Raw genomic sequence first — 24,421 nt, 5'->3', positions numbered from 1 at the left:
TTAGCTGTCAATGATGGTAAGACGGGCTTAATTCTAATTAGGTGAAAGACTCATCTCCGGAAGCTTCGGCAGTTAATCTTTCGGCAAAAGATTTGCCCAAATAACGGTCAATAAGTCCATGACCTAGGTAAAGTAGTGGAGTCAAAGCTATGGCCACTGAGAATTTATACAAGTAATTAATTATCCCTACCGCTATTATTTGTTCAATTGACCAATTCCCAAAAACATAAAAAGCAATTCCCAGTACTACGAAAGAGTCAATGAATTGGGAAACTAAAGTAGAGCCGGTAGCCCTAAGCCATATCATTTTGGACCCAGTAATGCGCCTTAATTTTTGGAAGATATATACATCAAGAAGCTGACCAATTAAAAAAGCAATAAGAGAACCTATGATAATACCAAGGCCCTGCCTAAAGATGGTGTTGAATGCATAATCTATATTGAAAGGGTTGCCAGTGTTGTCTTCGGCGTTTACTTCAAGCCAGAAAGTAGCCGGAGGGAGTTTTGTGACTAAGGAGATTACAATAAATGCATAAGCAATTAGGGCTACTGTGATAAAACTGATTTGCCGTACCCCCTTTTTGCCAAAATATTCATTGATAATATCAGTAGTGATAAAAACAACAGGCCATATTACTGCCCCTGCAGTTAGGTTGAAATCTAAAATATAATCTCCAAAAAAAGTCCAATTAGCAGGTGCCACTCCAATTGTACCTTCCCCTGAAAAGATCTTTACGCCGATTATTTCTGCCAGGATTGCATTCGTTAGAAAGATTCCGGCTAGGATGATAAATAGATTGGTTTTCTTGGATTGGTAAACCTTTTCGCTAATGTCCATATTTATTTAATAGTGTAGGTGGTCCCTTCTTCACTCAATAAACTGGCTTCAAAAATTTCTTTGGCCTCATTAAGGAGTAGATCCAACTTATCATACCTGCTCGAATAGTGTCCCAGTAGAAGGTTTTTAACATTAGCCGCTTTGGCAATTAGGGCTGCTTCCTTGGCGGTACTGTGTTTGGTTTGTTTGGCTCGCTTTCTTTCTGACTCCATAAAGGTAGACTCATGATAGAGTAAATCGGTCTCTTTAATGAAAGGGACCAAATCTAGATTAAAGGCTGTGTCCGAACAGTAGCTGTATTTCCGAGGAGGGGTAATTTCACAAAAATCAGAGGCTTTATAAATCACATTATCAGCCTTGTCTTTTACATCTTGGCCTGATTGTAGGATGTGAATATCCGTAACGCTAGGTCGGTGTTTACTCATCATCTCTTTATTCAGGTGTATCCTTGGTTTATTTTCTTCAAAGATAAATCCTGTGCAGGGTATCCTATGTTGCAAAGGGATGGAATAAATGGATAGATTTCGAAAATCCACCAATTTTATTTTCCCTTGTGGAACAGTTGCGTGAAAAATTAATGGGTAATTCAGTACGTTGGCTGAGTACTTTAACTGGATGGTAATAATTTCATCAAGGCCCTTAGGTCCATAAATATGAAGAGGGAGCTTTCTGTTATTGAGGCTATAAGTATTAAGTAATCCCATCAATCCCAGATAGTGGTCTCCATGAAGGTGGGAAATAAATATATGGTTGATTTTGGAGTACTTTATCTTGAATTTTCTCAGTTGTTGTTGAGTAGATTCCCCACAATCAATCAAAAAAGATTCACCATCCCAGGTAATCAATTGAGATGTTTGGTTACGGCCATGCGCAGGAATGGCTGAATTTGAACCCAGAATGGTGATATTGAAATCCAAAGGCTTTTATCAGTTATTCTTCTTCATCTTTCTCAGGGCCATTTTCTATTTCGTGGATAAAAATAGCTTCTGCTGCTGCTTCATTATCATCCACTACTTTGAAGACCTTATCCAGCATAGATATCTTTAATAATTTGACAACATGCTCCTGAAGAGAAGACAATACAAAGACACCTCCATCTTCATTAAAGGTTCTATTCCCGACCAAAAGGGCACTTAGCCCACTGGAATCGGCATACTTCACACTTCCCATATCCAATATCAGATTTTTATAGCCTTCAGCATGAACGGTAAGTAATTCAGATTTTAATTGGGGAGAGAGTGAGCTATCAAGCTTTTCTTCCATTATGGTAAAAACAACAAATTGTTCTTTTTTATCTACTGCGTATTTCATTATTTTTAGTGTGTTTACCTATCTTGAACATCAGTGAAAATTTTTTGTTCCAAATAGGTGGTTATTTTCGATACCGATTTAAAATTAGCTTAAAAATTGATGCGGCCAAAATGTTCGGTTCTTTTAAATATTTGCAAGTATAGCTTCTTCTATCCTTTCACGTGCACCTTGACTTTTTGCAGGCTGAAAATCATGCCCTGTGATGTGTTCATACAACTCAATGTATCTCTTTGATATCGATTCAATGATTTCAGGTGTCATTTCCGGAATAGTTTGTCCATCTTTTCCCTGAAATCCATTCTCTATAAGCCATTGTCGGACAAACTCTTTGGAAAGTTGCTTTTGTACAGTACCGGCTTTTTGTCGCTTTTCATAGCCTTCTAGGTAGAAGTACCTTGAAGAGTCAGGTGTATGGATCTCATCAATAAGGAGAATCTGATCTCCAAACTTCCCAAATTCATATTTGGTATCCACCAATATTAGCCCTTTGCTTTTGGCCATTTCAGTGCCTGATTGGAATAGGTCTTTGGTGTATTTTTCTAATTGGATATAATCTTTTTCACTGACAATACCTTGACTAAGGATTTTGTCCCTTGAAATATCTTCGTCATGTCCTTGGTCGGCCTTAGTCGTAGGAGTGATGATTGGTGTTGGAAGTGGATCGTTATCTTTTAAACCATCAGGAAGATCAACACCACAAATACTTCTTTTGCCATCCCTATATTCCCTCCAAGCATGTCCAGCTAGGTAGCCTCTTATTACCATTTCCACTTTAAAAGGAACGCATCTTTTACCAATGGTGACATTAGGATCAGGGGTAGAGGTGACCCAGTTAGGCACAATATCAGCGGTGGAGGCAAGAAAGTAGGACGCGATTTGGTTAAGAACCTGCCCTTTAAAAGGGATTGGTTTTGGTAGCACTACGTCAAATGCTGATATGCGATCTGTTGCAACTACAGCAATTAATTTATCAAATATATAGACGTCTCTTACTTTTCCTTTGTAAAAGTCTAATTGTCCTGGGAATTCGAATTGTGTGCTTTTTATACCTTGGTTCATTGTGCCTTAGATTTTAAACACAAAAATAGAAAATAATCTGATGCTTGTTCTAATTTTTCAATCTTCCTGAAAATCTATCCCGAAAATTCTTAGCTGAGAACTACCTTTGTTTAGCGGGTTTCACCCTGTCCAAGTAAGGTTTGTTATTCTTTTTTTCCTGATTTGTAAGTCATTTCTCCTATGATTGCACCAGACTCGTCTTTGGTGACAAACCGGCCGTTTTTTAATCCTCTGTTGTATTTCCCCTCTATGGCAATGGTTCCATTTTCATGGTAACCTAAGTAATCTCCATGCTTGATACCGTTTTTGTAATTGATTTCAGTGGCCTTCGATCCATTAGGGAAATAGGTGATAAAAGGCCCTTCAAGACTTCCTTTATTATAATTACTTTCCTCTATCAATTGTCCGGATTCAGTGAATTCCTGCTGAATTCCATCTAAGGTTCCGTCCTTGAAAGTTTGTTTTTGATGAATTTCGCCATTTTCATAATAGCTGATATGGGAGCCATTTGGTTTTCCATTTGAAAACTCAGTTCTGCTCTTAAGTTTTCCGGAAGGAAAATAACTTTCTAATAAACCTTCAATAGCTCCGCTCTTAAACGAAGCAATTTGTGAGAGACTCCCATTTGGATAATAAGACTTGGCTTCACCATGAGGTAAATCTTTATAGTAAGGTGTTATTTTAAGCGTGTCTTGTGTTATAGGGTGTAGGTCATAAAAATCTGACATCCTTTGTCCATTTTCATATTGGCCTACTTGAATCAATTGGCCTAAAGTATTGTAAAGTTTATAGGCCCCATGTGCCATTCCTTCTGAGGTTTCAAAATTCTCTTTTATAATGGTCTCACCTGCATCATAATAAGTGGTGTGAACTTGTGCAAATCCAGGAGTGACCGAGTAAAGCAAAAGTAGAAAGAATACAAAAGTGAAGAGTTTCATTTGGTGCCATTTTCCTTTAAAAGCCTAGCGTTTTATTGCTGATTACATTTTTTCTATGACAATAGCAGATGCACCGCCTCCACCATTGCATATTCCAGCAACTCCCAAGTTTCCATTTTCTTGATGAAGAATGGAAAGTAAAGTTGTTATGATTCTGCTACCTGAGCACCCAAGTGGATGGCCCAAAGCCACAGCTCCACCATAAACATTTAATTTTTTTTCAGGAATACTCAACAGTTCTTGATTGGCTAGAGCCACCGCTGCAAAGGCCTCATTGATTTCATAATAGTCGATGTCACTTGAATTGACTCCTGCAATTTTTAGTGCTTTTGGAATAGCCAAGGAGGGCGCTGTTGTAAACCATAATGGGTCACTGGCAGCATCAGAAAATCCACGTATTTTACCGATTATCGGTAAGTTCATTGACATGGCTGTTTTTTTATCCGCTAAAATAAGCGCTGAGGCCCCATCACTTATGTTTGATGCGTTGGCTGCAGTAACTGTTCCTTCCAGTAAAAAAACAGGTTTTAATGTTGGTATTTTTTCGAAATTGACCTTTTTGAAATCCTCATCTTCTGAAATAAGGTTCTTTTCACCCCTTCTGCCTTTGACCTGAATGGGGCATATTTCATTATCGAATAAGCCTTTTTTCCATGCTTCAGCGGCCAGTTGATAGCTTTTTATGGCATACTGATCCTGAGATTCACGACTTATCTTCATTTCTTTGGCTGTGTTTTCAGCGCAATTCCCCATAGGAAAATCGTGATAAACCTCGTGTAAGCCATCCTTTTGAAGTCCATCTACCAGGTTTCCATCTCCATATTTATAGCCAAAACGAGCCTTTGGAAGGTAATAGGGGACATTACTCATGCTTTCCATCCCTCCGGCAACTACGATTTCAGCTTGCCCACACATTATGGCTTGAGCGCCTAGCATTACTGCTTTCATGCCGGATGCACATACCTTGTTAATTGTCGTGCAGGGTGTTGAAATGCTTAGACCAGCTTTTAGTGCCGTTTGTCTGGCGGGTGCTTGTCCTAAGTTTGAGGAGAGTACGTTTCCCATCAATACCTCACTGATTAAACTAAGGTCTGTTATCCCAGATTTCTCTATGGCGGATCGAATGGCAAATCCTCCCAGTTCGGTGGCCGAGAGAGAAGAGAGTTGTCCCCCAAATCCACCAATAGGAGTTCTTGTGGCGGCTATAATATATACTTCTCTCATATTATGGGTCATTTGTTTTAATAATCAGGAAGCCCTCTTTTAGGTTGTTGAGTAGGCTTCTTTTTGTTCTGTTGAATGTACCTAAGCTCATTACTATTCATGGCATCCAGGATCTGTGCAGCTTGTTCAGGTGTAATGTTCATTTGCTCTAACCTTTGCTTCAGTTCTTCCATCGCCTTTTCCCGTTCGCTCAGATCACTTTCCATGCTATTCTGCTCCTCAGAATTTTCATTTTCTTCTGTTTTCTCCCCACGCTTTTCTTCCATTTCGTCAGACTCATCAGCACCATCCTCTGGGGTTTGTTCTTCCCCCTCACCATTTTCTTGCTTTTCGCTATCCTGCTTCTCTTGTTCCTGCTGATCTTGGTTTTGCTCTTGTTCTTGTTGCTCTTGGTCTTGCTGATCCTGATTCTCCTGGTCTTTCTTCTCTTGCTCTTCCTGGTCTTTTTTTAATTTCTCCCAAAGTGCATTGAGCTTGGCATCTTGAGGGTATTTCTCAAGACCTTCTGCCAGCAATTGGCTGGTGCCCTGTATGTCGTCATTTACGTATTGTCTTGCAGCTTTATTGAAATAATCTGCTTGAGATTGGGATTTTCCTTCATACGGCAATAACACGATTAAAGGAAGGATGATTAGAAATAGTTTATTTATTGATTTCATTGATGTCCTTTAAATGGTCTATAAATTGCTGATAAGAAGCTACTGTTTCATCGATTTCTAAAGCCCGATTCATTGTGTTAAGCGCTTCGTCAAACTGGAACCTATCCACCAAATCGTCTGCCTGAGCCTTCATCCTCTTGGCGTAGTTGGAGGGTTCTGGTTTGTCCTCCTGATCTTGGTTTTCCTCGTTTTCCTGATTTTCTTCATTGCCATCTAACCACCTGCTTAGTAGTTCATAGTTATACCGTGCTTTTTCATTGGTTGGATCCTTTAATAAGGAGGTTTTAAAAAAGGCCAGTGCCTCTTTGTATTTTTTCTCATTACCCAGCATTACTCCTTGCTGATTGGAAGCATAAGAAGATATTTGAGCTTTCTCACTACTCAAAAGGCTTTCATATGTTTTTTTTGCATCCTCTTCTTGCCCGTTACTTTGGTAGCTTAAAGCCAGGTTAAACTTTATTTCAGGCTGTGTTAGCCCATGCTCATCAACTAGGGCAAGATGGTGTCTAACTGAATTTTCATAATCAGCTTCCTTAAAAGACCTTTCTGCTGTAGCGATCGCTTCATTGGTAATCGCTATATTCTTCCAGTCACTCGGTAATAATAACAAAATCCATAGTAAATATCTGGATACCATTGTGTTGGTTGTTTTTCAGTTGAATTAAAATGATAAGGTTCTGACGGGTAAAACGGCATCAATAATTGCCAAAAGGAGAGCCGCCAAAAGAAAATAGAAATATTTGTTGGAAGAGGCTTCTACAGTTCTGCTCGCCATCACAGTACCTTCTAATTTTGAGATGGTGTCAATTAAGTGAGGGATGTCGTTCTGTTCCCCACTTAATTCAAAATAGTCTCCACCTGTATCATTGGCTATTTTTCTAAGATTGTCCGAAGTAAGTCTAGAGATAGCTGGCCTATTGGTGGTTTGATCAATCACTACACCACTGCCTCTTGGGATAGTACTCCCATTGGATGTACCTACCCCCATACTAAAGACTTTTATCCCTGCTGTATTCAACTCATTAAGGGTTTGCTCCAGTCCATCTCCAAAATCTTCTCCGTCACTAATCAAAACGATGGCTTTGGATTTTGGTTCTTGACTTTCATCTGTTTGAAATTTGCTTAGCGCCAATTTTAGAGGAGCAGCTATATCCGTCCCTGAATTAGGAACTAGGCCACTATTCAATCCGTCTAAATGTAGTTGAATCACATTTTGATCGAAAGTTAAAGGGCATTGTATAAATGCCTCAGATGAAAATATAATTATTCCTAAGCGGTCCGAACTGAAATTCTTCACTAAGTTTTTCAATTCAAACTTGACCCTTTGTAATCTGCTTGGATTAATGTCTTCCGCATTCATAGACCTGGAAAGGTCTATGGCGAGAAAAAGGTCTTTTCCCTCTTGCTTAATTTCTTTCATTGCATTGCCTATTGAGGGACCAGCCAAAGCGATAAGAAATAAAGAAAAGTACAGACTTCTTAAAACCATTTTCCATACCAACCGCCGCTTTTTAACGGTGATCTTCTGGTTAATTTTCCAAAATCGATATAGATAAAACCCGTACAACAAAATGAATACTATTGCCAAGGTTATTATAAAACTATTGTCAGGATATGCCCAAATCATAGGTTGAAATTAATCATTATAACTTAAAACGAAATGGATGAAGAAGAATTATTGATTTTTTCAAACCATAAAGTTAATTGCTGTTAAATATTTATTGCAAACTTAACTATTTTGTTGTGATACCGTTATGTTCGTATATCCTTTATTAATGTTTTGGGGATTTTCCACCAATAATCTTTCGATTTAAATAATGCTTGGTTTTAACTTTGTGGCTTTCAGGTATGTTTGTATTTTATTCATTTTTGTGTTTTTATCAGCGGAGCTCGATTCATTTGCTCAGAGTATAGGCCAGATAAGTGGGCAGGTCCTAGATGGCCAGTCTGGTGAACCATTGCCTGGAGCAGCTATCTATTGGGAAAACCAGCCCACCAAAGGTACAGTGACGGATGTAAATGGATTCTTTTCTTTTCCAGTAGAGCCTCTTCCAAATAGCTTAAAAATAAGCTTTTTAGGTTATGAAGCTGTTAGCCGATCTTTTAATAAAAAAGATGAATTGGCTGAGCTGAAGTTTTTTTTAAGCCCCAATGAAATGAATCTTTCTGAGGTGGTGGTTTCCGAAAGGAGGGAGGATTATAATGTGAAAAGTACAGCTATCGGAAAGAGTGAGATTTCTGGCGATGAATTGAGGAGAATTCCAGCCCTATTTGGTGAAGTGGACTTGCTAAGAGGTATTCAACTTCTTCCAGGGGTAAACACTGCAGGGGAAGGAACTACAGGATTGTTTGTAAGAGGCGGGTCTTCAGACCAAAACTTGATTCAAATAGATGGAGCACCAATATACAACCCTTCTCATTTCTTTGGGTTTTTCTCTGTTTTCAATCCTGATGCCATTAGTGATGTGGCCCTCTACAAGGGGAATATACCTGCTAATTTTGGTGGACGAGCCTCTTCTTTAGTTGATATCTCCTTGAAAGAAGGAAATACACAGAAATTGAAAGGAGATGGAGGAATTGGAAGTATTAGTTCGAGGATTACTGTAGATGGCCCTTTGTTTTCTGATGATGCCTCCTTTCTAATTTCAGCTCGGAGAACTTATGCAGACGTTTTTTTAGGTCTCTCTTCCAATGAATCTCTCAGAGAAAATCAATTGTATTTTTATGACTTGAGCGGTAAGCTTATGTGGAGAAAAGGAGAAAAAAATAAATTCACCTTTTCCACCTATTATGGAAGCGATTTTTTGGGTTTGTCAGAACAATTTGGTTTGGGTTGGAACAACTGGATAAACTCTTTCAATTGGGATAGGCAAATCAACGACAAATTGTTTCTTGATGTAACAGCTTATTACAGTTTTTACAAATATAAAATCACTGTTTCCGACGAGGACAATGGGTTTGATTGGTCCAATTACTTTTCTGAAACCGGGGGCAAAATTGCCTTTACTTATCTACCTGAAGACGATACAGAATTGAAATTCGGAATGCATAGCCAACTGTATTATTTTGCACCTGTAGACTTACAATTTAGCAATGATGAAAACTTGCTACCCTTTGAGTCTACTACTAGAATTGGTTTTCAGAACAGTTTCTTCATAGCGGGAAAATCAGAGGTTTCAGAAAAATTGAGCGTTGAGGCTGGCCTTCGTTGGAGTGCTTACCAACAGATTGGCAATGGTACAAATTACCTATACGAAGGAGGTGAACCAACTGGAGATGCTGCAATTTCAGACACCTTAAATTATAGCTTTGGAGAAAGGATGAAGTTTTTTGATGGACTTGAACCTAGAGTAGCTTTTAGATATCTCCTTACCGACGGTTTAGCATTGAAAGGAAGTTATAACCGGAATTACCAATACATTCAGGTGGCATCAAACTCTTCAGCAGGACTCCCTATAGATAGGTGGATTCCAGCTGGTAAATATATAGAACCTATTAGAAGTGATCAGGTTTCTCTAGGACTCTTCAAAAACCTTAATGATAATAGATGGGAATTGTCATTGGAAGGTTATTACCGTGATTTTAGAAACATAATTGATCTCAAACAGGATGCAAATGTATTGTTTAAAGACAATGTGGAAACTGAGATTCTAACTGGAGATGGTTGGGCTTATGGTTTGGAATTTATGTTGAGAAAAAACATTGGCAAAACTACTGGTTGGCTAAGTTATACCTGGTCAAGGGTGTATAGGCAAATTGAAGGAATCAACATGGATTTGCCTTATAATCCGAGGTATGACAGACCTCATGATTTGAGCTTGGTACTTACCCATCAGCTTAATGAAAGATTGTCTTTCTCAGGGACATTTGTATACACCACAGGAGTAGCTGTAACCTTTCCTGTCGGCTCGTATGTGCTGGACAATCAACGCATACCTTTATATGATGCTTACCGTAACAATAGCCGTTTCCCTGATTATCATAGGATGGATCTATCATTAACGCTTAAGAACAAAGACAAAGGTAGATGGTGGAAGGGGAGTTGGAACTTTAGTGTTTACAATGCCTATGGAAGGAAGAATCCATTTTCCTACCAATTTTCAGACATTAAAAACAATGACATTAATTTTGATTCCAGTGAAGGTATACCTGTAGTTTCACAAAGACCAGGAGTAGTCAAAACTTATTTATTTGGGATTTTGCCATCGGTAACCTACAATTTTACTTTTTAAGATATATGAAAAATTTTGGAATAATAATTTGCCTAATTTCACTTTTGTCCTGCCAGGAAGAAGTGCAACTTGATTTAGGGGATATCCCGAAAAAGCCTATCATTGAGGCAATATGGACGGACAATGCTTCGGATAATTTTATTAGGATTACCTATACCAGAGATTACTATGATACTTTAGACAATGAGGTGGCCAAAAATGCCTCCGTCAGTATTAAGGACAATTCTTCTGGCGAAACGGTTGACTTTAATTATGTTGAAGAATTGGGCTATTATCTACCAATAAATAATCAGGTAGCAATTACCGGACACCAATATACGATGAAGGTTTTGCTAGATGATGTAGCATATACAAGTGAGGGAATTACAAAAGAACCTCCAGTTTTAGACAGCATTACTTCAAGGTTTAGAGAAGAGAGGTTTTTTGCTGAGGAAGGCTATTACTTGACTTTATACGGTAAAATCCCTTTTGAAGATGGTAATTTCTATAGGTTACTAGTGACAAAAAATGATACGCTTTTAAATGGTACTGACGATTATTTCCTCTTTGATGATACCTTTGGCACCAATATTCTGGACAATGGATTCGAATTGAATGGGTTTGCTTTTGAGGAGAATGATAAGGTTAAGCTTCAGTTGATCAGATTGAATGAGAATGCCTATGATTACTTAGTCCAATTCGTGTCTTTGTTGTCCAATGATGGAGGCCTTTTTAGCCCTCCACCTGAAAACCCCATATCGAATATTATAGCCTCTAAGGGTGAGGGGCAAGTATTGGGGTATTTTATGACAGGTTCAATTATTTCGAAAACCATAACCATTGAAGAAAGCGAGCAATAGGTGAGCCTGAATTAGGCCATCTATTACTCGCTGAAATTCAATAGGCGGAGAAAAAAATAAGCTTATTTAGTGCCGGTTTCTGTGAGAAATGGTTGAATTTGGGCTTCGCTGTAATCCCAAAGAAGATCTCTTAGAGCTTTGGAAGAGGTCAAGGAATTGTCTTTTGCGACTTTTGATTTTTTATAGTATGCACCATTTTTACTTGGGTCTTGTTCGTTTGTAGCTAAAAAGATACCTGTTTGAGCACCTTTTTTAGGGCTTATCATAAATGGTTTAGCGAGGAAAATTAACACTTTGAATAGTCCAAGGCTTTGATTACCGAAATTAGTATTGACCACTCCTGGGTGTAATGCATAGGCAGCTATTTTTTCATGACTGTATTTCTCCGCCAAGGCTTTTGTAAATAAAATGTTATAGAGTTTTACATTGGCATAGGCTTTAAATGAGCTGAAATTTTCTTTAAGTTCCAGATCCTGCTTATTGATCCCTGCTGCTTTGTGTGCCTCTGAACTAACGCTAATTATTTTCCCACCATTTCCACTGATAAGTAAGGGTAGGGTTAGCTGGGTCAATAGGAAATGTCCCAAATGATTTACCGAGAAGGTGAGTTCATGCCCGTCTTTAGTAATTTCCTTTTCAGGGAAAATCCCTCCCGCATTATTGATAAGTACATCAAGGTTTTTGGTCTTATCGGCAAGGGATCTCGCAGCCTTGGCAACAGAGTTTAAATCAGAAAGGTCACAATATATGATTGTGAATTTACTTGATGGAGAGGGGAGTGACTCTATCAGAGACAGGGCTTTTTTTTCACTTCTAACCAAAAGAAATATTTGTTCACATAAGGGAGCCAAGGCTTTTACTTTTTCTGCACCAATTCCAGATGTTGCTCCAGTTATTGCTATTTTCATAAAGTAGGTTGTTAGGGTTGTTGAATTTTCAATAATGCGGAATGAATGTAGGTGAAATTAAAGATATTATAACTATAATTAAAAGGAAGGAGCGTAAAATTCGAGGCGGGGAATCCCAAATCAATTGAAACTGATAAATTAATTTCTGTATTTTTGTTATTGATTTCAACTAAGATATTCAATGGTTAGTGTCTAAGTTTCTCAGTAGGAAGTTTATGGATCTGTTTTTCAGGTAGATATCTTCAGAAAGAAAAAGGATAACATCCTTAATTAAACAAGTTGTAGGTGGCAAAGAAAAAATTCATTGAAATAAAGAAGGTTATAGGTGATAAAAATCCAGGTTTATTAAAGTGGATGCCGGGCTTTCTTCTATCGTATATCCAGAGAATTGTTCACGAAACCGAGGTCAATGATGTGATGGAACGGAATGCTAACTTAAAGGAGTTGGATTTCGTGAATGCATTAATAGTTGAATTTGGGATGAAGATAGAGGTGAGGAATGCAGAAAATATTCCTTTGGAGGGCAATGTTATTTTCGCTGCGAATCATCCTTTGGGAGGTTTAGATGGCATTGTGTTGATGCATGTATTAGGTGCCTACAGGGAAGATTTAAGGTTTTTAGTCAATGATTTGTTGATGAATATCCCCAATTTCGGTAAGTTATTTGTGCCGGTCAACAAACATGGAGGGCATGGCAAAAGAGGCGTGGAGATTATAGAGGCTACCTATGCATCAGATAATGGGGTTATTATCTTTCCTGCTGGTCTTGTTTCTCGCAAACAGCCGAATGGTATTGAAGATTTAGAGTGGAAAAAAAGCTTTATAAATAAAGCAAAGAAGTATAAAAAAGATGTAGTTCCTATATATATAGAAGGGAGAAATTCATCTTTTTTTTATAATTTGGCGAACCTTAGGAAAAAGTTGGGAGTAAAGGCCAATATTGAAATGTTTTATTTGGCGGACGAAATGTTTGCCCAAAAAAACAAAAAAATTGTAGTCCATATAGGAAAACCGATTTCTTACAAGTATTTTGATGCTTCTAAGACGGATAAATATTGGGCACAAGAGGTCAAAAATATAGTTTACAATATTGTCCAAGACAAGTAGGATTTATGCAAGACATTATCAACCCGATTGAGAGGGATGCGATTAAGAATGAATTGACACCCGATCGATTTTTAAGATATGTAAACAATGGGGAAAATGAAATCTATCTGATTAATCAGCACAATGCACCAAATGTGTTGAAAGAAATCGGTAGGCTACGGGAGATTTCCTTTCGGGCAGCAGGAGGAGGCACAGGACTGTCAATAGATATAGACGAAAATGATACTTGCGAAAAGTGCTACGAGCAGTTGATCGCATGGAATCCTGAAGACGAAGAAATCATTGCAGGGTACAGATTGATCAAATGTTCGGATGCAGGCTTTACAGATAAGGGCTCTGTTAACCTATCTACAGCACACCTGTTTAATTTCTCAGATTCGTTTATTGAGGATTACCTTCCATATACCATAGAATTGGGCAGATCTTTTGTCCAACCAAAGTACCAACCAAGTGTTGACAATAGAAGAGGGATATTTTCTCTTGACAATTTGTGGGATGGATTGGGAGCAGTGGTTATGATCAATCCCGATGTCAAATATCTTTTTGGAAAGGTTACCATGTACCCACATTATAATGCGGAGGCCAGAGATTTATTGATTTATTTCATGAATCATTATTTTCCAGACAATGACCAGTTGATTTTACCTATAGTGCCTTTAGAGTATAAAACAGATCTCCAGAATTTTAAAGGAGTTTTTGATGGGCTGTCTTATAAGGAAGGGTATAAATTACTCAATTCAAGGGTGAGAACTTTAGGAGAGAACATTCCTCCTTTGATCAATACCTATATGAATTTGTCCTCAACGATGAAGACCTTTGGTACAGCAATGAATTATGAATTTGGCGCTGTAGAAGAGACTGGGATTCTTATTACTATCGCAGATATATACGAATCAAAAAAACATCGCCATCTCGAAACATTCGCAAGAGACAAGCACTATGGTGCAAAACAAAATTAAAAATTGAGAAGCATTGAACCCATTGAGAAATGAATGCGAAGCCATTTGGTAAAACAGGCTTATATTTTCCATCAATTATCTTTGGGAGCAGTGCATTGGGAAACCTTTTCCAAGCCTATTCAAAAGCAGATAAAAAAGCCATCCTTAAGGAAGCTTTCAATAGAACGAGCCCTAATACGGTCTTCGATACTGCAGGTAAATATGGGGCGGGTTTGGCTCTTGAGGTATTGGGAGAGTTTTTAGCGGAGGAGCGTATTCCTCGCAGTAATGTTATTATTACAAATAAACTCGGCTGGACCAGAGTGCCTCTTACTACTCCTGAGCCCCAATTTGAACCCAATATTTGGAAAGGCATTCATCATGATGCGGTTCAAAAGATAAGTTATGAGGGAATTCTGGAATGTTTCGAAAAAGACAATGCCCTCCTGCAAGGATATGTTCCACAGCTGATTTCCCTCCATGATCCTGATGAATTTTTAGCTAAGGCAAAGACTAAGGAAGAGCGAGCCTTATTATGGGAAGAGCTAATAGGTGCCATAACCGCCATGAAGGAATTGAAAGAGGCAGGTAAGGTAAATGGTGTCGGCGTGGGGGCTAAGGACTGGAAGACTATCAGAGAGATCTATTCGCGGGTGCCATTGGACTATGTGATGGTTGCCAATAGTCTTTCACTCATTCAACATCCTCCTGAATTAATGGATTTTTTAGAATTATTGAGAAAGGATAATGTAGGCATAATCATAGCAGCTATTTTTCAATCCGGCTTTTTAACAGGGGAGGATTATTTTGATTATAAAAAACTTAACTCTTCCGATCCCGAAGACCAAATGAAAATTCAGTGGAGAACTGCATTTTTTGAAGTTTGTCAAAAATACGATGTAGCTCCTTTTCATGCATGCATACAATTTTCACTTATGGTACCCGGCGTGTCAAGTGTAGCCCTAAGTGTCAATAAACCCGAATTGGTAGAAAAGAATATTCTTGCCTCAGAAACATCCTTGCCTAAAGAATTTTGGAAGGAATTAAAAGATAAATCCTTAATTTCGGATTTCCCTTATATATAAGAAACCAAATAATCTAAATCACCAATGAGCCAAACAGTAAACCCAGTAAAGACAGAATTAATTTCCAAAAAGAATTTCTGGCCATTCCTTTTACTTACCTGCCTGTTTATGTTGTGGGGAGTAGCCCACAACATGACCGATACCCTTTTGGCAGCTTTTAAAAGGATAATGAGCATGACTGATTTTCAGACATCCTGGATTCAGTTGGCATTTTATGGTTCGTATTTTTGCTTGGCTTTACCCGCAGCAATTTTCATTAGAAAATATTCTTATAAATCTGGGATTCTTCTGGGGTTAGGGCTTTTTGCCTTGGGCTCTCTGTTATTTTATCCTGCGGGGATGATGATGTCCTACGGCTTTTTCCTCCTGGCTTTATATGTATTAGCAGGAGGTCTTTCTATCTTAGAGACTGCAGCCAATCCATACATTTTAGTGATAGGTCCACCAGAAACGGCCACTCAAAGGCTTAATCTTGCCCAATCGTTCAACCCAATTGGGTCTGTTATTGGTGTGTTTTTAAGTAAAATATTTATTCTCTCTAAACTCAATACCGCTGAGGCAACAGACCGAACAAACATGGCTCCAGAGGAGCTTGCGGCTATTCAAGCTGATGAACTGGCAGGTGTTGTAAGTACTTATGTTGGTGTTGCTTTATTTCTGATAGTAGTATGGTTTGTTATTCGTGCTGTTAAAATGCCAGTAGCTTCTGAAGAGACAGAAAAAGATGGTGTGATCGGTGGTTTTAGAAGATTGTTTAAGAACAAGAATTATGTCCGTGGGGTAATGGCTCAGTTTTTTTATGTAGGCGCCCAAATTGGCGTTTGGTCATTTACCATAAGGTATGTAATGACAGAGCTTGATGTGATGGAAAGTGCTGCCTCTGATTATTATTTGATCTCTTTGGTGCTTTTTGCTGGTAGTCGTTTTCTATTTACTATACTAATGAAGTACTTTAAGCCATCTATATTATTGGCGTTTTCTTCATTATTAGCCATTCTACTTAGTTTTGTGGTAATATATGGTAGTGGGATGATTGCCGTTATAGCATTGGTGTTAATATCCGTTTGTATGTCTTTGATGTTTCCTACCATTTATGGTTTGGCAGCAGAAGGTTTGGGTAATGACACCAAACTTGGAGGGTCTGGTTTGATTATGGCCATATTGGGAGGAGCTCTCATCACAGCTATTCAGGGACAAGTTTCTGATATCAGTGGAAGTATTCGTTTATCCTATTATGTACCTATGCTATGTTTTGTTGTGGTAATGTATTTTGGTCTTGCACACTATTTCCAAAAATCTGATAATAAGAAAGTGGAAGTAGCTTAATTGACCTATCTACTTGATCTATAAAAAAAGCTTCATGCATAAACCGCATGAAGCTTTTTTATTGTACACTAGTGTAATATCATCGGATAAAAAACAAGGGCTAGGAGATTAAACCCGAAATATGCAATAGACAATCTATTACGTGCCGAATTCACTTTAAAAACAGTCTGATTTTCTTGCGATTGCAACACTCATTACGAATCCTATTACATAATCCGGGTTAAATTGCTAATGCATCAGATGCTATTTAATAAAAACCGAAATAGTTTCTAGCATTTCTGTAGCAAATGTCTTCAACCATCTGTCCCAACCATTCCTCATCAGCTGGCAGTTCACCATTGGCGACATCCTGACCTATGAGGTTACATAAAATTCTTCTGAAGTACTCATGGCGTGGGAAAGAGAGAAAGCTTCTGCTGTCTGTTAGCATGCCGACAAAGCAACTAAGGATTCCCATATTGGAAAGCGTATTGATTTGCTTTTCCATACCATCTTTTTGGTCAAGGTACCACCAGCCGGATCCGAACTGTACTTTTCCTTTGACAGATCCATCATTGAAATTCCCAACCATTGTAGCCATTACCTCATTGTCAGCAGGATTTAAGTTGTACAATATGGTTTTTGACAATTGATCCGTACTGTCGAGGTTGTTCAGGTATTTCGCAAGGGCTACACTTTGCGGGAAGTCCCCGATAGAATCAAATCCTGTATCAGGACCCAATACCCTTAGCATCCTTTCATTAGTGTTTCTAAGTGCGCCAAGGTGATATTGTTGTGTCCATCCTTTTGCATGGTACATTTTAGACAATGCAGTGAGGGTTTTAAATTTAAAGAACCTTACCTCATCGGGTTGGATTTTTTGTCCCTTTTTGATAGTAGCAAATAAATCATCTATTGCGTATTTATCACTGTCATAAAAATACAACTGCTCAAGGCCATGGTCAGATAGCCTTCCTCCATTTTCATGAAAATAAGCTACTCTATTTTCCAATGAAGCCAATAAGTCTTCGAATGTTTTGATAGAAATGCCACTTACTGCTGTAAGCTGTTCCAGGTATTTCAAGTAATCAGCGGGGCTTTCTACAGCATACGCTTTGTCTGGACGGAATGCTGGAAGAAGTTTTATCTCAAGCTTGTCCGCTTTGGCTTTTTGGTGATATTCTAAGCTGTCTATAGGGTCGTCTGTGGTACAAACCACTTCTACGTTCATTTTTGAAAGCAACCCACGAGTACTGTATTCTTTTTGTTGAAGGAGATTAGTAGTGTGCGCATAGATATCAGATGCTGTATTTTCATTCAACAATTGATCAACACCAAAGTACCCCTTTAATTCTAAGTGAGTCCAGTGAAACAATGGGTTTCTCATTGTTTGAGGGACGATTTTAGCCCAACTCTCGAATTTTTCCTGATCAGTGGATTCTCCTGTAATGTATTTTTCATTGACTCCAAGCGTTCTCATGGCGCGCCATTTATAATGGTCACCATGAAGCCAGATTGAAGACATATTATCAAACTGACGGTCCTCGGCGATGTCTTTAGGCGAAAGGTGACAGTGGTAATCAATTATCGGCATTTTCTTTGCGTGGTCATGATATAGGCCTTTGGCAAAATCATTTTTTAAAAGAAAATCCTCAGTTAGGAAGGTGTTATTTGAAGGTTTTGCTGTGTTTTGCATTATCTATTCTTTTAATCTAATAGTAATATTAAAAATTTATTTTTGCTTATTCCAGACTTTTAGCTGATTTAGACAATCGATTGCATAAATTAAAATTGTCTCAAATCTAATGAGAATCTTGTTTTGTTGTTTATCTTAGTGTGTAAGCGGTATGTTTGTTTATTTAAAGGTTGATTGACAGTAAAAACATTCGTCATAAGTGAAAGTTCCATATTATCTATCTAGTTGTTTAAAAATCATGAACAGTAAACAAAGAAGAAGTTTCTTAAAAAAAGGAGTGGGATTGGCTACTTTGCCTTTATTGGGTTTAAGCTCTAGAAACCCACTTCCTAAAGACCCAAAGAAAAACCTTAAGCTTAGTTTAAATGCTTTTTCTTTTAATGCTTCATTGCGTGACGGAACGCTTTCACTAGAAAGGTTATTTAGATATTGTGCCGAAAATAGTATTCCAGCTATTGATCTGACAGCTTATTATATTTCTAATTATCCAGAGGTGCCTGAAGATAAGGTGCTCTATGGTATTAAAAAACAAGCGCATCACTGGGGCTTGGATATTAGTGGTTCGGGTGTCAGAAATGACTTTACCTTACAAAATACGGACCTAAGGAAAAAAGAAATAGATCTAGTAAAAAAATGGATTGTAGCCAGTTCAAAAATGGGTGCTCCAGTATTGCGGGTTTTTGCAGGAAAATCCAAGGTGGAAGGTGCAGCGTGGAAAGAGGTTGCCGATGGTGTGATTTCAGCAATGCAGGAATGCGCTTCATTCGGTGCTGAGAATGGTGTGATTGTAGCCATGCAAAACCACAATGATTTTATAAAGTCTGCTGACCAGGTGAACTATATAATGGAAAATGTAAATAAAGAATGGTTTGGATTGGTGTTGGATGTGGGGAGTTATTCCTTGAAAGATCCCTATGAGGAAATCAGTAGAAACGTATACCATGCTGTAAATTGGCAAATAAAAGAAAATGTAAACTACTTAGGAACTCAAAAACCAGTTGATTTGAAAACCTTGATGAAAATTATAAAAAGTAGTGATTACAATGGCTACCTACCGATAGAGACTTTAGGTCCAGGTGATCCTTTTGAAAAGGTGAAAAATTTCCTTAAAGATGTTAAGAAAGCCTTAGATTAGAGTGAAGGTGGGGGACTAAATAAAAAAAAGGTAAGCTGTAGTGAAGCTTACCTTTTTTACTTTATAAAATTCTTTTATTTTAATTCCTTGATTTTGATGTTCTTGTAATGAACTTCATCACCATGGTCTTGTAGGAGGATATGGCCTTTTTCTGCTTCTCCAAAATTATCCCACTTCGCATATTTACTTTCAGCTACCAATGCTCTGAATTCATCAGATCCTCTGGTGTATTCTACCACCTTTAGACCATTGATGTAATGTTCAACTTTGTTGTCTGGATAGACAATAAGCCTTCCTTTGTTCCATTCCCCAACTGGTCGAACGAAACGGTCTTGCTTATCAGCTTTAATTAAGTCATATAGAGAAGAAAGTGTTCTGTTTCCATCTTTTCCTTTCTTAGCATCAGGGTGTCTTTCATCATCTAAAATTTGGTATTCTAATCCAATAGCTGAGCCAGTGTTGTTTTCATTAAGGGTTACAAAGTACTTAACACCACTGTTAGCTCCTTCTGTGATTTTGAAGTCAAAGGCCAGGTCAAAAGCACTGTATTGGTCCATAGTGACAATATCGCCTGCATTAGCTGATTCCCTGCCGTCTGTAGCCTCTATTGTTAATACACCGTCATTAATGGTCCAGCCTCCTTCAGGGAAAGATTCTCCTTTGGCACTTCTCCAACCTTCGCTGGTTTTTCCATCAAAAAGAAGTTTCCATCCATTATCTTCTTCATAAGAAGTTAATTTATTGTCGATGGTACTTACTACAAATACATCTTTTTCAAAAGGTGTAGGAGTAAGGTTTTCTGTCTTAATTCGGATATTTCTGAAGTAAGTTTTCTTACCAGCATTTTCTGGGTGTTTACCTATTCCGTGAACCTGCAAAGCAATAAAGCCTGTAGCGTCCATGTCATCTACTAAATAAGCTACTTCTTGACCATTTACCCACGTTTTTAGGTTATTACCAATAAATTCAATTCTATATGTATTGAATTCTCCTAGTTTGAAAGCACTTCTTGCATCAGGGTTATAAGTTAGTGGATAAAGCCATCCTCGTCTGGCTTCGTCATAAATACCACCAGACCATGCTCTTTCTTTGGGGTCACATTCTACTTGGTAACCAAATACTCTTCCTGCGCCATCATTGGCATCAGGATTATGTTGCCCTCTGGCCATTACGCCTGAGTTACTTGATTCATCGTCTACTCTAATGTCTAGTTCTAAGATGAAATCACCATAGGTCTTGTCTGTAGCAAGAAAAGAATTGGGGGTGTTGGGAACTGATGTACCTACGATCACACCGTCAACTACTTCGAATTCTGCAACGCCATCCAATTGATGCCAACCGTTTAAGGTTTTTCCATCAAATAGATTAATCCATCCGTCTTCTGTTTCTGCTGTTGGTTTTCCGCAAGAAGCTAGAATGAAAAAAGCCAAAGCAAAAAGACTTAAAATTTGTTTGTTCATGTTATGGGTTTTTTTTGTATAAATTTCAATTTGATTCAATAATTGTAAATTATATAAGGAGCGTAAAGATAAGCAATATCTCATAAAAATATAATTTATAGGCAATCGATTGCAATCTGTAAATAGAAAGGTATAAATGCTATTTGCCAAAGGGTATTCATGTTTTATGCCCTTTGATGTAATGAAGTGTTTTACGGACCTAGGCTGGAAGGAGTTTAAATGCTTTGAAATGGCTCTACCTTTTAAAATAAACCTTCTGCATCAAAGTGTAAAGCTATTAGGGAGAGAGGAGATTTTTTATGAGGTACTTTTGAATAAGTCAAGGATGGTTGCTTTCAAAATTGTTTCAGCTTAAGTTTTTAACAATCATGATTTGCTAAATAGTCCATTCCCCAACAAAAACTGACCACCATAAAATGGAATCGGTTTTTTGTCAGGGAATGGCTTGATTATTACTAGTAACAGTTACTTATTTAGCCTTTCTTGAGGCAAAGTTGGAGAAAGAAATTTTCACGAAAAGTGCCTGAAAATATAATCTTATCTTTTATTCAAACTTCACACTTAAGATTGGTATATCAGTTTTGTAGAGTAGGGTGTCAGTAACACCTATCTGGTAGGCTGAATTTGACTTTCGTAAGTTAGATGCAATGGCTATAATTCCAGCCTTTTCTTTTTCTGCGAAAGCGATAATGCCTTTCTCTACTTCTTCGTGGTTATAAATATGACGATGAATCAATAGTTCTTCCTGCCCATAAGCATACTCAGCCATACGGGCTTCGGCTGTACCTGTGTCAATGAATTTTTCTGGGGTATTAATAAATAAAAAATGAACTACTGTCCGTATGTTTTTAATAAAGGGTTTTAACCTGACAAATGCTGGTTTGCTGACTTCATTGAACAAGGAGGCAAAAACCAGTTTTTTCATTGCTCGGCCATCCACGATTTTTTGAACAGCCAAGACAGGGCATGGAGCATTCCTGAGGACTTTCTGGGTAGTAGACCCAATAAATTTCCCAGGTTCTCGATTTTTACCGTATGCACCGATGACAATTAAATCAGCCTTCTGTTTGTGCGCAAGGTCTACGAGAACCTGGGAAGGGACACCCACCTCCACCAGTGCTTCTACTGGTGTGTTTTTAATTTTATGTGTAGCGACAAAGGTTTTTAATTTATCCTTTGCTTCTGCTTCAAGATCTAAGATCTCCTGGTTTTTTATTTTTTCAGATGTCGACAAATTGTTCCAATCTAGATCAGATTGGATGACATTTAGACAAGTGATAGTCGCATCACCTTTACTTGCAACCTTCGCGGCACTATAAAATGCATTTTCTGAATAGGGCGAAAAATCAATTGGGACAATGATTCTTTTCATGACCAGTATATTCTAAATTTCTAAAACCTTGATAATAGCGCCAAATCATAAATAATGAATTTTTAATTTGGTAATTACTCAAAATAAACAAAATTTAAATTAACAATACATGATAAAAATCATCTTAGCTCATGATATTTTTCTTACAGAAGACATTCATTGAAGAGGTGTTATAATTTACCCACTTTAATGTTTTTGAACTCAATGCTCATTTCATTACTTGGGTGTAACTGTAGGCCTATTGGACCTTTCTCAGGCATGTTTTCTGACTGGTAAGTAACTACTTCTTGATCGTTTAGCCATACAGTATAGGCTTGTCCCACCACTTTAATTTTCATGGTATTCCAATCCTTTTGTTTAAGCAGGTCTTTAACTCCTTTTGCTTCTTTAGGGTATGATTTTCCAGGGATATAAGGTGAACCGGTCATGTCTCTTTTTAATGATCCGGAAATTCCAATTTGTATTTGGTCCTTGTCTGTTCTCAAAAATACACCAGAATCTACTGTTCCTTTACCCATTAGGAAATCCAGCTCTAAAATAAAATCACCGTATTCCTTTTCAGTCCAAAGGGTAGAACCTGTTTTTGTAGGGTCATTTTCTGTATAGATATTTCCGTCTCTGACTTCCCACCAGATGTTGTCTTCAGGGTTTACAGTCCATCCTTTTAAGTTTTTCCCATTAAAGATCGACTTCATTTTGACTTTTTGTGCAAAGCCCTGATTGGCGATCAAAATAATCATTAAAAGACTAGGGAGTAGGTATTTCATTTTCATTGTGGTATTATTTAGGTTTTATTAGATTTTGTTTTGTTTTTCTCTCGGCCTTCAATCTTTTAAAGGGGAGTATTTCAAATTCAGGTAGACAATAATAATAAAAATTACTTAGAAATATAGGCCACTCAAAAAAGTAGATGGGTTAAAAGGGGGGTGGCTAATTCTTATTTAATCCCGAAATAGGCAATAGACAATCTACGTGCTGAAATCGCTTCAAAATCAGCCACTTCGTTGTTGTTTTCAATTTCACCATAGCGGTGCTATGCTAAAATCTCCAAACAGACCGGTTTTCTTGAGATTGCAACACTTCCCGTAAACACGGGACAGGCTATTACGAATCCTATTACATAATCCGGGTTAAATCAAATTATGACCTTTTCTTTAATATATTCTTTATTTTAGATCAAGTTATGAGGTTGGTGAAGAGCTTTAAATTATGACCTGGGATTTTAAACCTTATTACCAATTAACGTTTTCTGACTATGTAACCACTTAATAGATTTCTATGGTGAATTCCTAATTCAATAGACTGCTTTTTGCGGCAATTCACCATGGCTTAATTGATTGTCGAGGGGTGTTATAAGGCTTTAAAAAGTTTGATAAAAACCCATTCGTTTAAAGGAGAGTGCCAATGCGTTAACTAAGGGGTATGATCTAATATAAACCCTTTATAAAACATGGGTTTATATTAGATTTTATGGATGGATCTAAATTAAAAAATGCTGGCCTTTTGTCTGTATTATTTGTCTTTTAAATAGGCTGCAACGGCAGCACCTATAATACCTGCTTCATTTTTGTTTTCTGCGACGATTACTGGGACATCTACAGTAATCTCATTTTCAAATTTGTCCATTTTTTTACTTGCACCTCCACCTAAAATAAATAGATCAGGTGAGATTATTCTTACAGTGTGTTTTAAGAATTTATTGAAGCGTTTTCCCCATTCACTGTAGGTAAGGTTGTCCTTTTTACGAGCAGAATCAGCTGCGAAATATTCTATAATTTCCCCGTTTTTATAATAGATTCTTCCCAACTCAAAGTTTGGGATAAGGATACCATTATAAAAAACACCTGTTCCTAAGCCGGTACCTATTGTTACGGTAACCACCAAGCCTTTTTTGTTTTTGCCGGCGCCAAATGTCATTTCTGCCAAACCAGCAGCATCTGCATCATTAATAACCGTAACAGGCAAGCCTGTTTTTTCTGAAAGCAATTGATCAACCTGCACACCAACCCAGCTTTTGTGAATGTTGCTCTTGGTCATGCATTTGCCATTATTAACTACAGTTGGAAAGCCACAACCAATAGGTCCTTTCCAGTTAAAATGATCAACTAATTCTTTCACGGTATTAGCTACACTTTCGGGTTTGGTAGGTAAAGGGGTTGGGATCCTGAATCTCTCGGCGGTTAACTGTCCTGTTTCTATATTAACTGGAGCACCTTTAATGCCAGAGCCTCCTATATCCAATCCTAAAATTTCCATTAAAACAATTTTTATCGCTTTGTAAAATAACCCTATTCAACTTTGGTGATTAAAGTTAG

The 24,421-nt window shown here is 37.8% G+C and carries 22 protein-coding genes; 7 read left to right on the top strand and 15 right to left on the bottom strand.

Going from position 1 to position 24,421, the window contains the following annotated elements; all coding sequences use genetic code 11:
- Nucleotides 1-37 precede the first annotated feature (37 nt).
- From AC13EX_RS22995 to AC13EX_RS22955, 9 genes are all read right to left on the bottom strand, one after another.
- Nucleotides 38-838 carry a queuosine precursor transporter gene (locus AC13EX_RS22995; RefSeq protein WP_048642299.1) on the bottom strand — a complete coding sequence of 267 codons (801 nt, stop codon included), beginning with the start codon at nucleotides 836-838 and terminating at the stop codon, nucleotides 38-40.
- Between the two features lie 2 nt (nucleotides 839-840).
- A complete protein-coding gene (locus AC13EX_RS22990; RefSeq protein ID WP_482894505.1) occupies nucleotides 841-1,755 on the bottom strand; it encodes a ribonuclease Z in 915 nt (304 codons plus the stop codon).
- A gap of 13 nt (nucleotides 1,756-1,768) precedes the next feature.
- Nucleotides 1,769-2,149 (bottom strand): STAS domain-containing protein, encoded by a 381-nt coding sequence (locus AC13EX_RS22985; protein ID WP_048642301.1) that lies wholly within the window; start codon nucleotides 2,147-2,149, stop codon nucleotides 1,769-1,771.
- A gap of 123 nt (nucleotides 2,150-2,272) precedes the next feature.
- A complete protein-coding gene (locus AC13EX_RS22980; protein WP_482894504.1) occupies nucleotides 2,273-3,208 on the bottom strand; it encodes a phosphoribosylaminoimidazolesuccinocarboxamide synthase in 936 nt (311 codons plus the stop codon).
- Nucleotides 3,209-3,351: 143 nt separating this feature from the next.
- Nucleotides 3,352-4,146, bottom strand: coding sequence for a toxin-antitoxin system YwqK family antitoxin (locus AC13EX_RS22975; protein ID WP_482894503.1), 795 nt, complete (start codon nucleotides 4,144-4,146; stop codon nucleotides 3,352-3,354).
- Between the two features lie 42 nt (nucleotides 4,147-4,188).
- The gene (locus AC13EX_RS22970) at nucleotides 4,189-5,370 is read right to left on the bottom strand and encodes an acetyl-CoA C-acyltransferase (protein ID WP_048642304.1); all 1,182 of its coding nucleotides are present in this window, start codon (nucleotides 5,368-5,370) and stop codon (nucleotides 4,189-4,191) included.
- A 17-nt stretch (nucleotides 5,371-5,387) separates the two neighbouring features.
- Nucleotides 5,388-6,029, bottom strand: a complete 642-nt coding sequence (locus AC13EX_RS22965; RefSeq protein WP_048642305.1) for a hypothetical protein — start codon at nucleotides 6,027-6,029, stop codon at nucleotides 5,388-5,390.
- Nucleotides 6,013-6,666, bottom strand: a complete 654-nt coding sequence (locus AC13EX_RS22960) for a hypothetical protein (protein WP_482894502.1) — start codon at nucleotides 6,664-6,666, stop codon at nucleotides 6,013-6,015. The genes AC13EX_RS22965 and AC13EX_RS22960 overlap by 17 nt, the downstream gene beginning before the upstream one ends.
- A gap of 24 nt (nucleotides 6,667-6,690) precedes the next feature.
- Nucleotides 6,691-7,656, bottom strand: a complete 966-nt coding sequence (locus tag AC13EX_RS22955) for a vWA domain-containing protein (protein ID WP_482894501.1) — start codon at nucleotides 7,654-7,656, stop codon at nucleotides 6,691-6,693.
- Between the two features lie 190 nt (nucleotides 7,657-7,846).
- Between AC13EX_RS22955 and AC13EX_RS22950 the strand changes: the two genes are divergently transcribed.
- Nucleotides 7,847-10,261, top strand: a complete 2,415-nt coding sequence (locus AC13EX_RS22950; protein ID WP_482894500.1) for a TonB-dependent receptor — start codon at nucleotides 7,847-7,849, stop codon at nucleotides 10,259-10,261.
- A gap of 5 nt (nucleotides 10,262-10,266) precedes the next feature.
- Nucleotides 10,267-11,100 carry a DUF4249 family protein gene (locus AC13EX_RS22945; RefSeq protein WP_048642308.1) on the top strand — a complete coding sequence of 278 codons (834 nt, stop codon included), beginning with the start codon at nucleotides 10,267-10,269 and terminating at the stop codon, nucleotides 11,098-11,100.
- Nucleotides 11,101-11,162: 62 nt separating this feature from the next.
- On the opposite strand, the gene AC13EX_RS22940 is transcribed toward AC13EX_RS22945, so the two are convergent.
- Nucleotides 11,163-12,008: an SDR family NAD(P)-dependent oxidoreductase gene (locus tag AC13EX_RS22940; RefSeq protein ID WP_048642309.1), complete on the bottom strand. Its 846-nt coding sequence runs from the start codon at nucleotides 12,006-12,008 to the stop codon at nucleotides 11,163-11,165.
- A gap of 285 nt (nucleotides 12,009-12,293) precedes the next feature.
- Between AC13EX_RS22940 and glsA the strand changes: the two genes are divergently transcribed.
- From glsA to fucP, 4 genes are read left to right on the top strand one after another with little or no spacing between them, the layout of a single operon-like run.
- Entirely contained in the window at nucleotides 12,294-13,115 is an 822-nt protein-coding gene (gene glsA / locus AC13EX_RS22935; RefSeq protein WP_048642310.1) for a lyso-glycine lipid O-acyltransferase GlsA, read from the top strand.
- A 5-nt stretch (nucleotides 13,116-13,120) separates the two neighbouring features.
- On the top strand, nucleotides 13,121-14,074 hold the full coding sequence (glsB, locus tag AC13EX_RS22930) for a glycine N(alpha)-acyltransferase GlsB (protein ID WP_048642311.1): 954 nt from the start codon (nucleotides 13,121-13,123) through the stop codon (nucleotides 14,072-14,074).
- 29 nt (nucleotides 14,075-14,103) lie between these two features.
- Nucleotides 14,104-15,138: an aldo/keto reductase gene (locus AC13EX_RS22925; RefSeq protein ID WP_482894499.1), complete on the top strand. Its 1,035-nt coding sequence runs from the start codon at nucleotides 14,104-14,106 to the stop codon at nucleotides 15,136-15,138.
- A gap of 24 nt (nucleotides 15,139-15,162) precedes the next feature.
- Entirely contained in the window at nucleotides 15,163-16,464 is a 1,302-nt protein-coding gene (fucP, locus tag AC13EX_RS22920; RefSeq protein ID WP_482894498.1) for an L-fucose:H+ symporter permease, read from the top strand.
- Nucleotides 16,465-16,711: 247 nt separating this feature from the next.
- On the opposite strand, the gene uxaC is transcribed toward fucP, so the two are convergent.
- Nucleotides 16,712-18,139, bottom strand: coding sequence for a glucuronate isomerase (gene uxaC / locus AC13EX_RS22915; RefSeq protein ID WP_482894497.1), 1,428 nt, complete (start codon nucleotides 18,137-18,139; stop codon nucleotides 16,712-16,714).
- A gap of 238 nt (nucleotides 18,140-18,377) precedes the next feature.
- On the opposite strand from uxaC, the gene AC13EX_RS22910 reads away from it, so the two are divergent.
- Nucleotides 18,378-19,274 carry a sugar phosphate isomerase/epimerase family protein gene (locus tag AC13EX_RS22910; protein WP_482894496.1) on the top strand — a complete coding sequence of 299 codons (897 nt, stop codon included), beginning with the start codon at nucleotides 18,378-18,380 and terminating at the stop codon, nucleotides 19,272-19,274.
- A 74-nt stretch (nucleotides 19,275-19,348) separates the two neighbouring features.
- On the opposite strand, the gene AC13EX_RS22905 is transcribed toward AC13EX_RS22910, so the two are convergent.
- The 4 genes from AC13EX_RS22905 to ppgK form a co-directional block, all read right to left on the bottom strand.
- A complete protein-coding gene (locus AC13EX_RS22905) occupies nucleotides 19,349-20,734 on the bottom strand; it encodes a 3-keto-disaccharide hydrolase (protein ID WP_482894495.1) in 1,386 nt (461 codons plus the stop codon).
- A 544-nt stretch (nucleotides 20,735-21,278) separates the two neighbouring features.
- Nucleotides 21,279-22,106, bottom strand: coding sequence for a universal stress protein (locus tag AC13EX_RS22900; protein WP_482894494.1), 828 nt, complete (start codon nucleotides 22,104-22,106; stop codon nucleotides 21,279-21,281).
- 170 nt (nucleotides 22,107-22,276) lie between these two features.
- A complete protein-coding gene (locus AC13EX_RS22895) occupies nucleotides 22,277-22,873 on the bottom strand; it encodes a 3-keto-disaccharide hydrolase (protein WP_482894493.1) in 597 nt (198 codons plus the stop codon).
- Between the two features lie 745 nt (nucleotides 22,874-23,618).
- Nucleotides 23,619-24,362, bottom strand: coding sequence for a polyphosphate--glucose phosphotransferase (ppgK, locus tag AC13EX_RS22890; protein WP_339717079.1), 744 nt, complete (start codon nucleotides 24,360-24,362; stop codon nucleotides 23,619-23,621).
- Between the last annotated feature and the right edge of the window lie 59 nt (nucleotides 24,363-24,421).

The organism is Cyclobacterium sp. L-R (assembly GCF_056859355.1).
The sequence above is the reverse complement of the archived record's forward strand: the minus strand, read 5'-3'. Positions and strand labels throughout refer to the sequence as shown.

Coding starts and splice junctions, on each gene's coding strand:
- AC13EX_RS22995 (WP_048642299.1), bottom strand. CDS start 838: ATGGACATTAGCGAAAAGGTTTACCAATCCAAGAAAACCAATCTATTT.
- AC13EX_RS22985 (WP_048642301.1), bottom strand. CDS start 2,149: ATGAAATACGCAGTAGATAAAAAAGAACAATTTGTTGTTTTTACCATA.
- AC13EX_RS22980 (WP_482894504.1), bottom strand. CDS start 3,208: ATGAACCAAGGTATAAAAAGCACACAATTCGAATTCCCAGGACAATTA.
- AC13EX_RS22975 (WP_482894503.1), bottom strand. CDS start 4,146: ATGAAACTCTTCACTTTTGTATTCTTTCTACTTTTGCTTTACTCGGTC.
- AC13EX_RS22970 (WP_048642304.1), bottom strand. CDS start 5,370: ATGAGAGAAGTATATATTATAGCCGCCACAAGAACTCCTATTGGTGGA.
- AC13EX_RS22965 (WP_048642305.1), bottom strand. CDS start 6,029: ATGAAATCAATAAATAAACTATTTCTAATCATCCTTCCTTTAATCGTG.
- AC13EX_RS22960 (WP_482894502.1), bottom strand. CDS start 6,666: ATGGTATCCAGATATTTACTATGGATTTTGTTATTATTACCGAGTGAC.
- AC13EX_RS22955 (WP_482894501.1), bottom strand. CDS start 7,656: ATGATTTGGGCATATCCTGACAATAGTTTTATAATAACCTTGGCAATA.
- AC13EX_RS22950 (WP_482894500.1), top strand. CDS start 7,847: ATGCTTGGTTTTAACTTTGTGGCTTTCAGGTATGTTTGTATTTTATTC.
- AC13EX_RS22945 (WP_048642308.1), top strand. CDS start 10,267: ATGAAAAATTTTGGAATAATAATTTGCCTAATTTCACTTTTGTCCTGC.
- AC13EX_RS22940 (WP_048642309.1), bottom strand. CDS start 12,008: ATGAAAATAGCAATAACTGGAGCAACATCTGGAATTGGTGCAGAAAAA.
- glsB (WP_048642311.1), top strand. CDS start 13,121: ATGCAAGACATTATCAACCCGATTGAGAGGGATGCGATTAAGAATGAA.
- AC13EX_RS22925 (WP_482894499.1), top strand. CDS start 14,104: ATGAATGCGAAGCCATTTGGTAAAACAGGCTTATATTTTCCATCAATT.
- fucP (WP_482894498.1), top strand. CDS start 15,163: ATGAGCCAAACAGTAAACCCAGTAAAGACAGAATTAATTTCCAAAAAG.
- uxaC (WP_482894497.1), bottom strand. CDS start 18,139: ATGCAAAACACAGCAAAACCTTCAAATAACACCTTCCTAACTGAGGAT.
- AC13EX_RS22910 (WP_482894496.1), top strand. CDS start 18,378: ATGAACAGTAAACAAAGAAGAAGTTTCTTAAAAAAAGGAGTGGGATTG.
- AC13EX_RS22905 (WP_482894495.1), bottom strand. CDS start 20,734: ATGAACAAACAAATTTTAAGTCTTTTTGCTTTGGCTTTTTTCATTCTA.
- AC13EX_RS22900 (WP_482894494.1), bottom strand. CDS start 22,106: ATGAAAAGAATCATTGTCCCAATTGATTTTTCGCCCTATTCAGAAAAT.
- AC13EX_RS22895 (WP_482894493.1), bottom strand. CDS start 22,873: ATGAAATACCTACTCCCTAGTCTTTTAATGATTATTTTGATCGCCAAT.
- ppgK (WP_339717079.1), bottom strand. CDS start 24,362: ATGGAAATTTTAGGATTGGATATAGGAGGCTCTGGCATTAAAGGTGCT.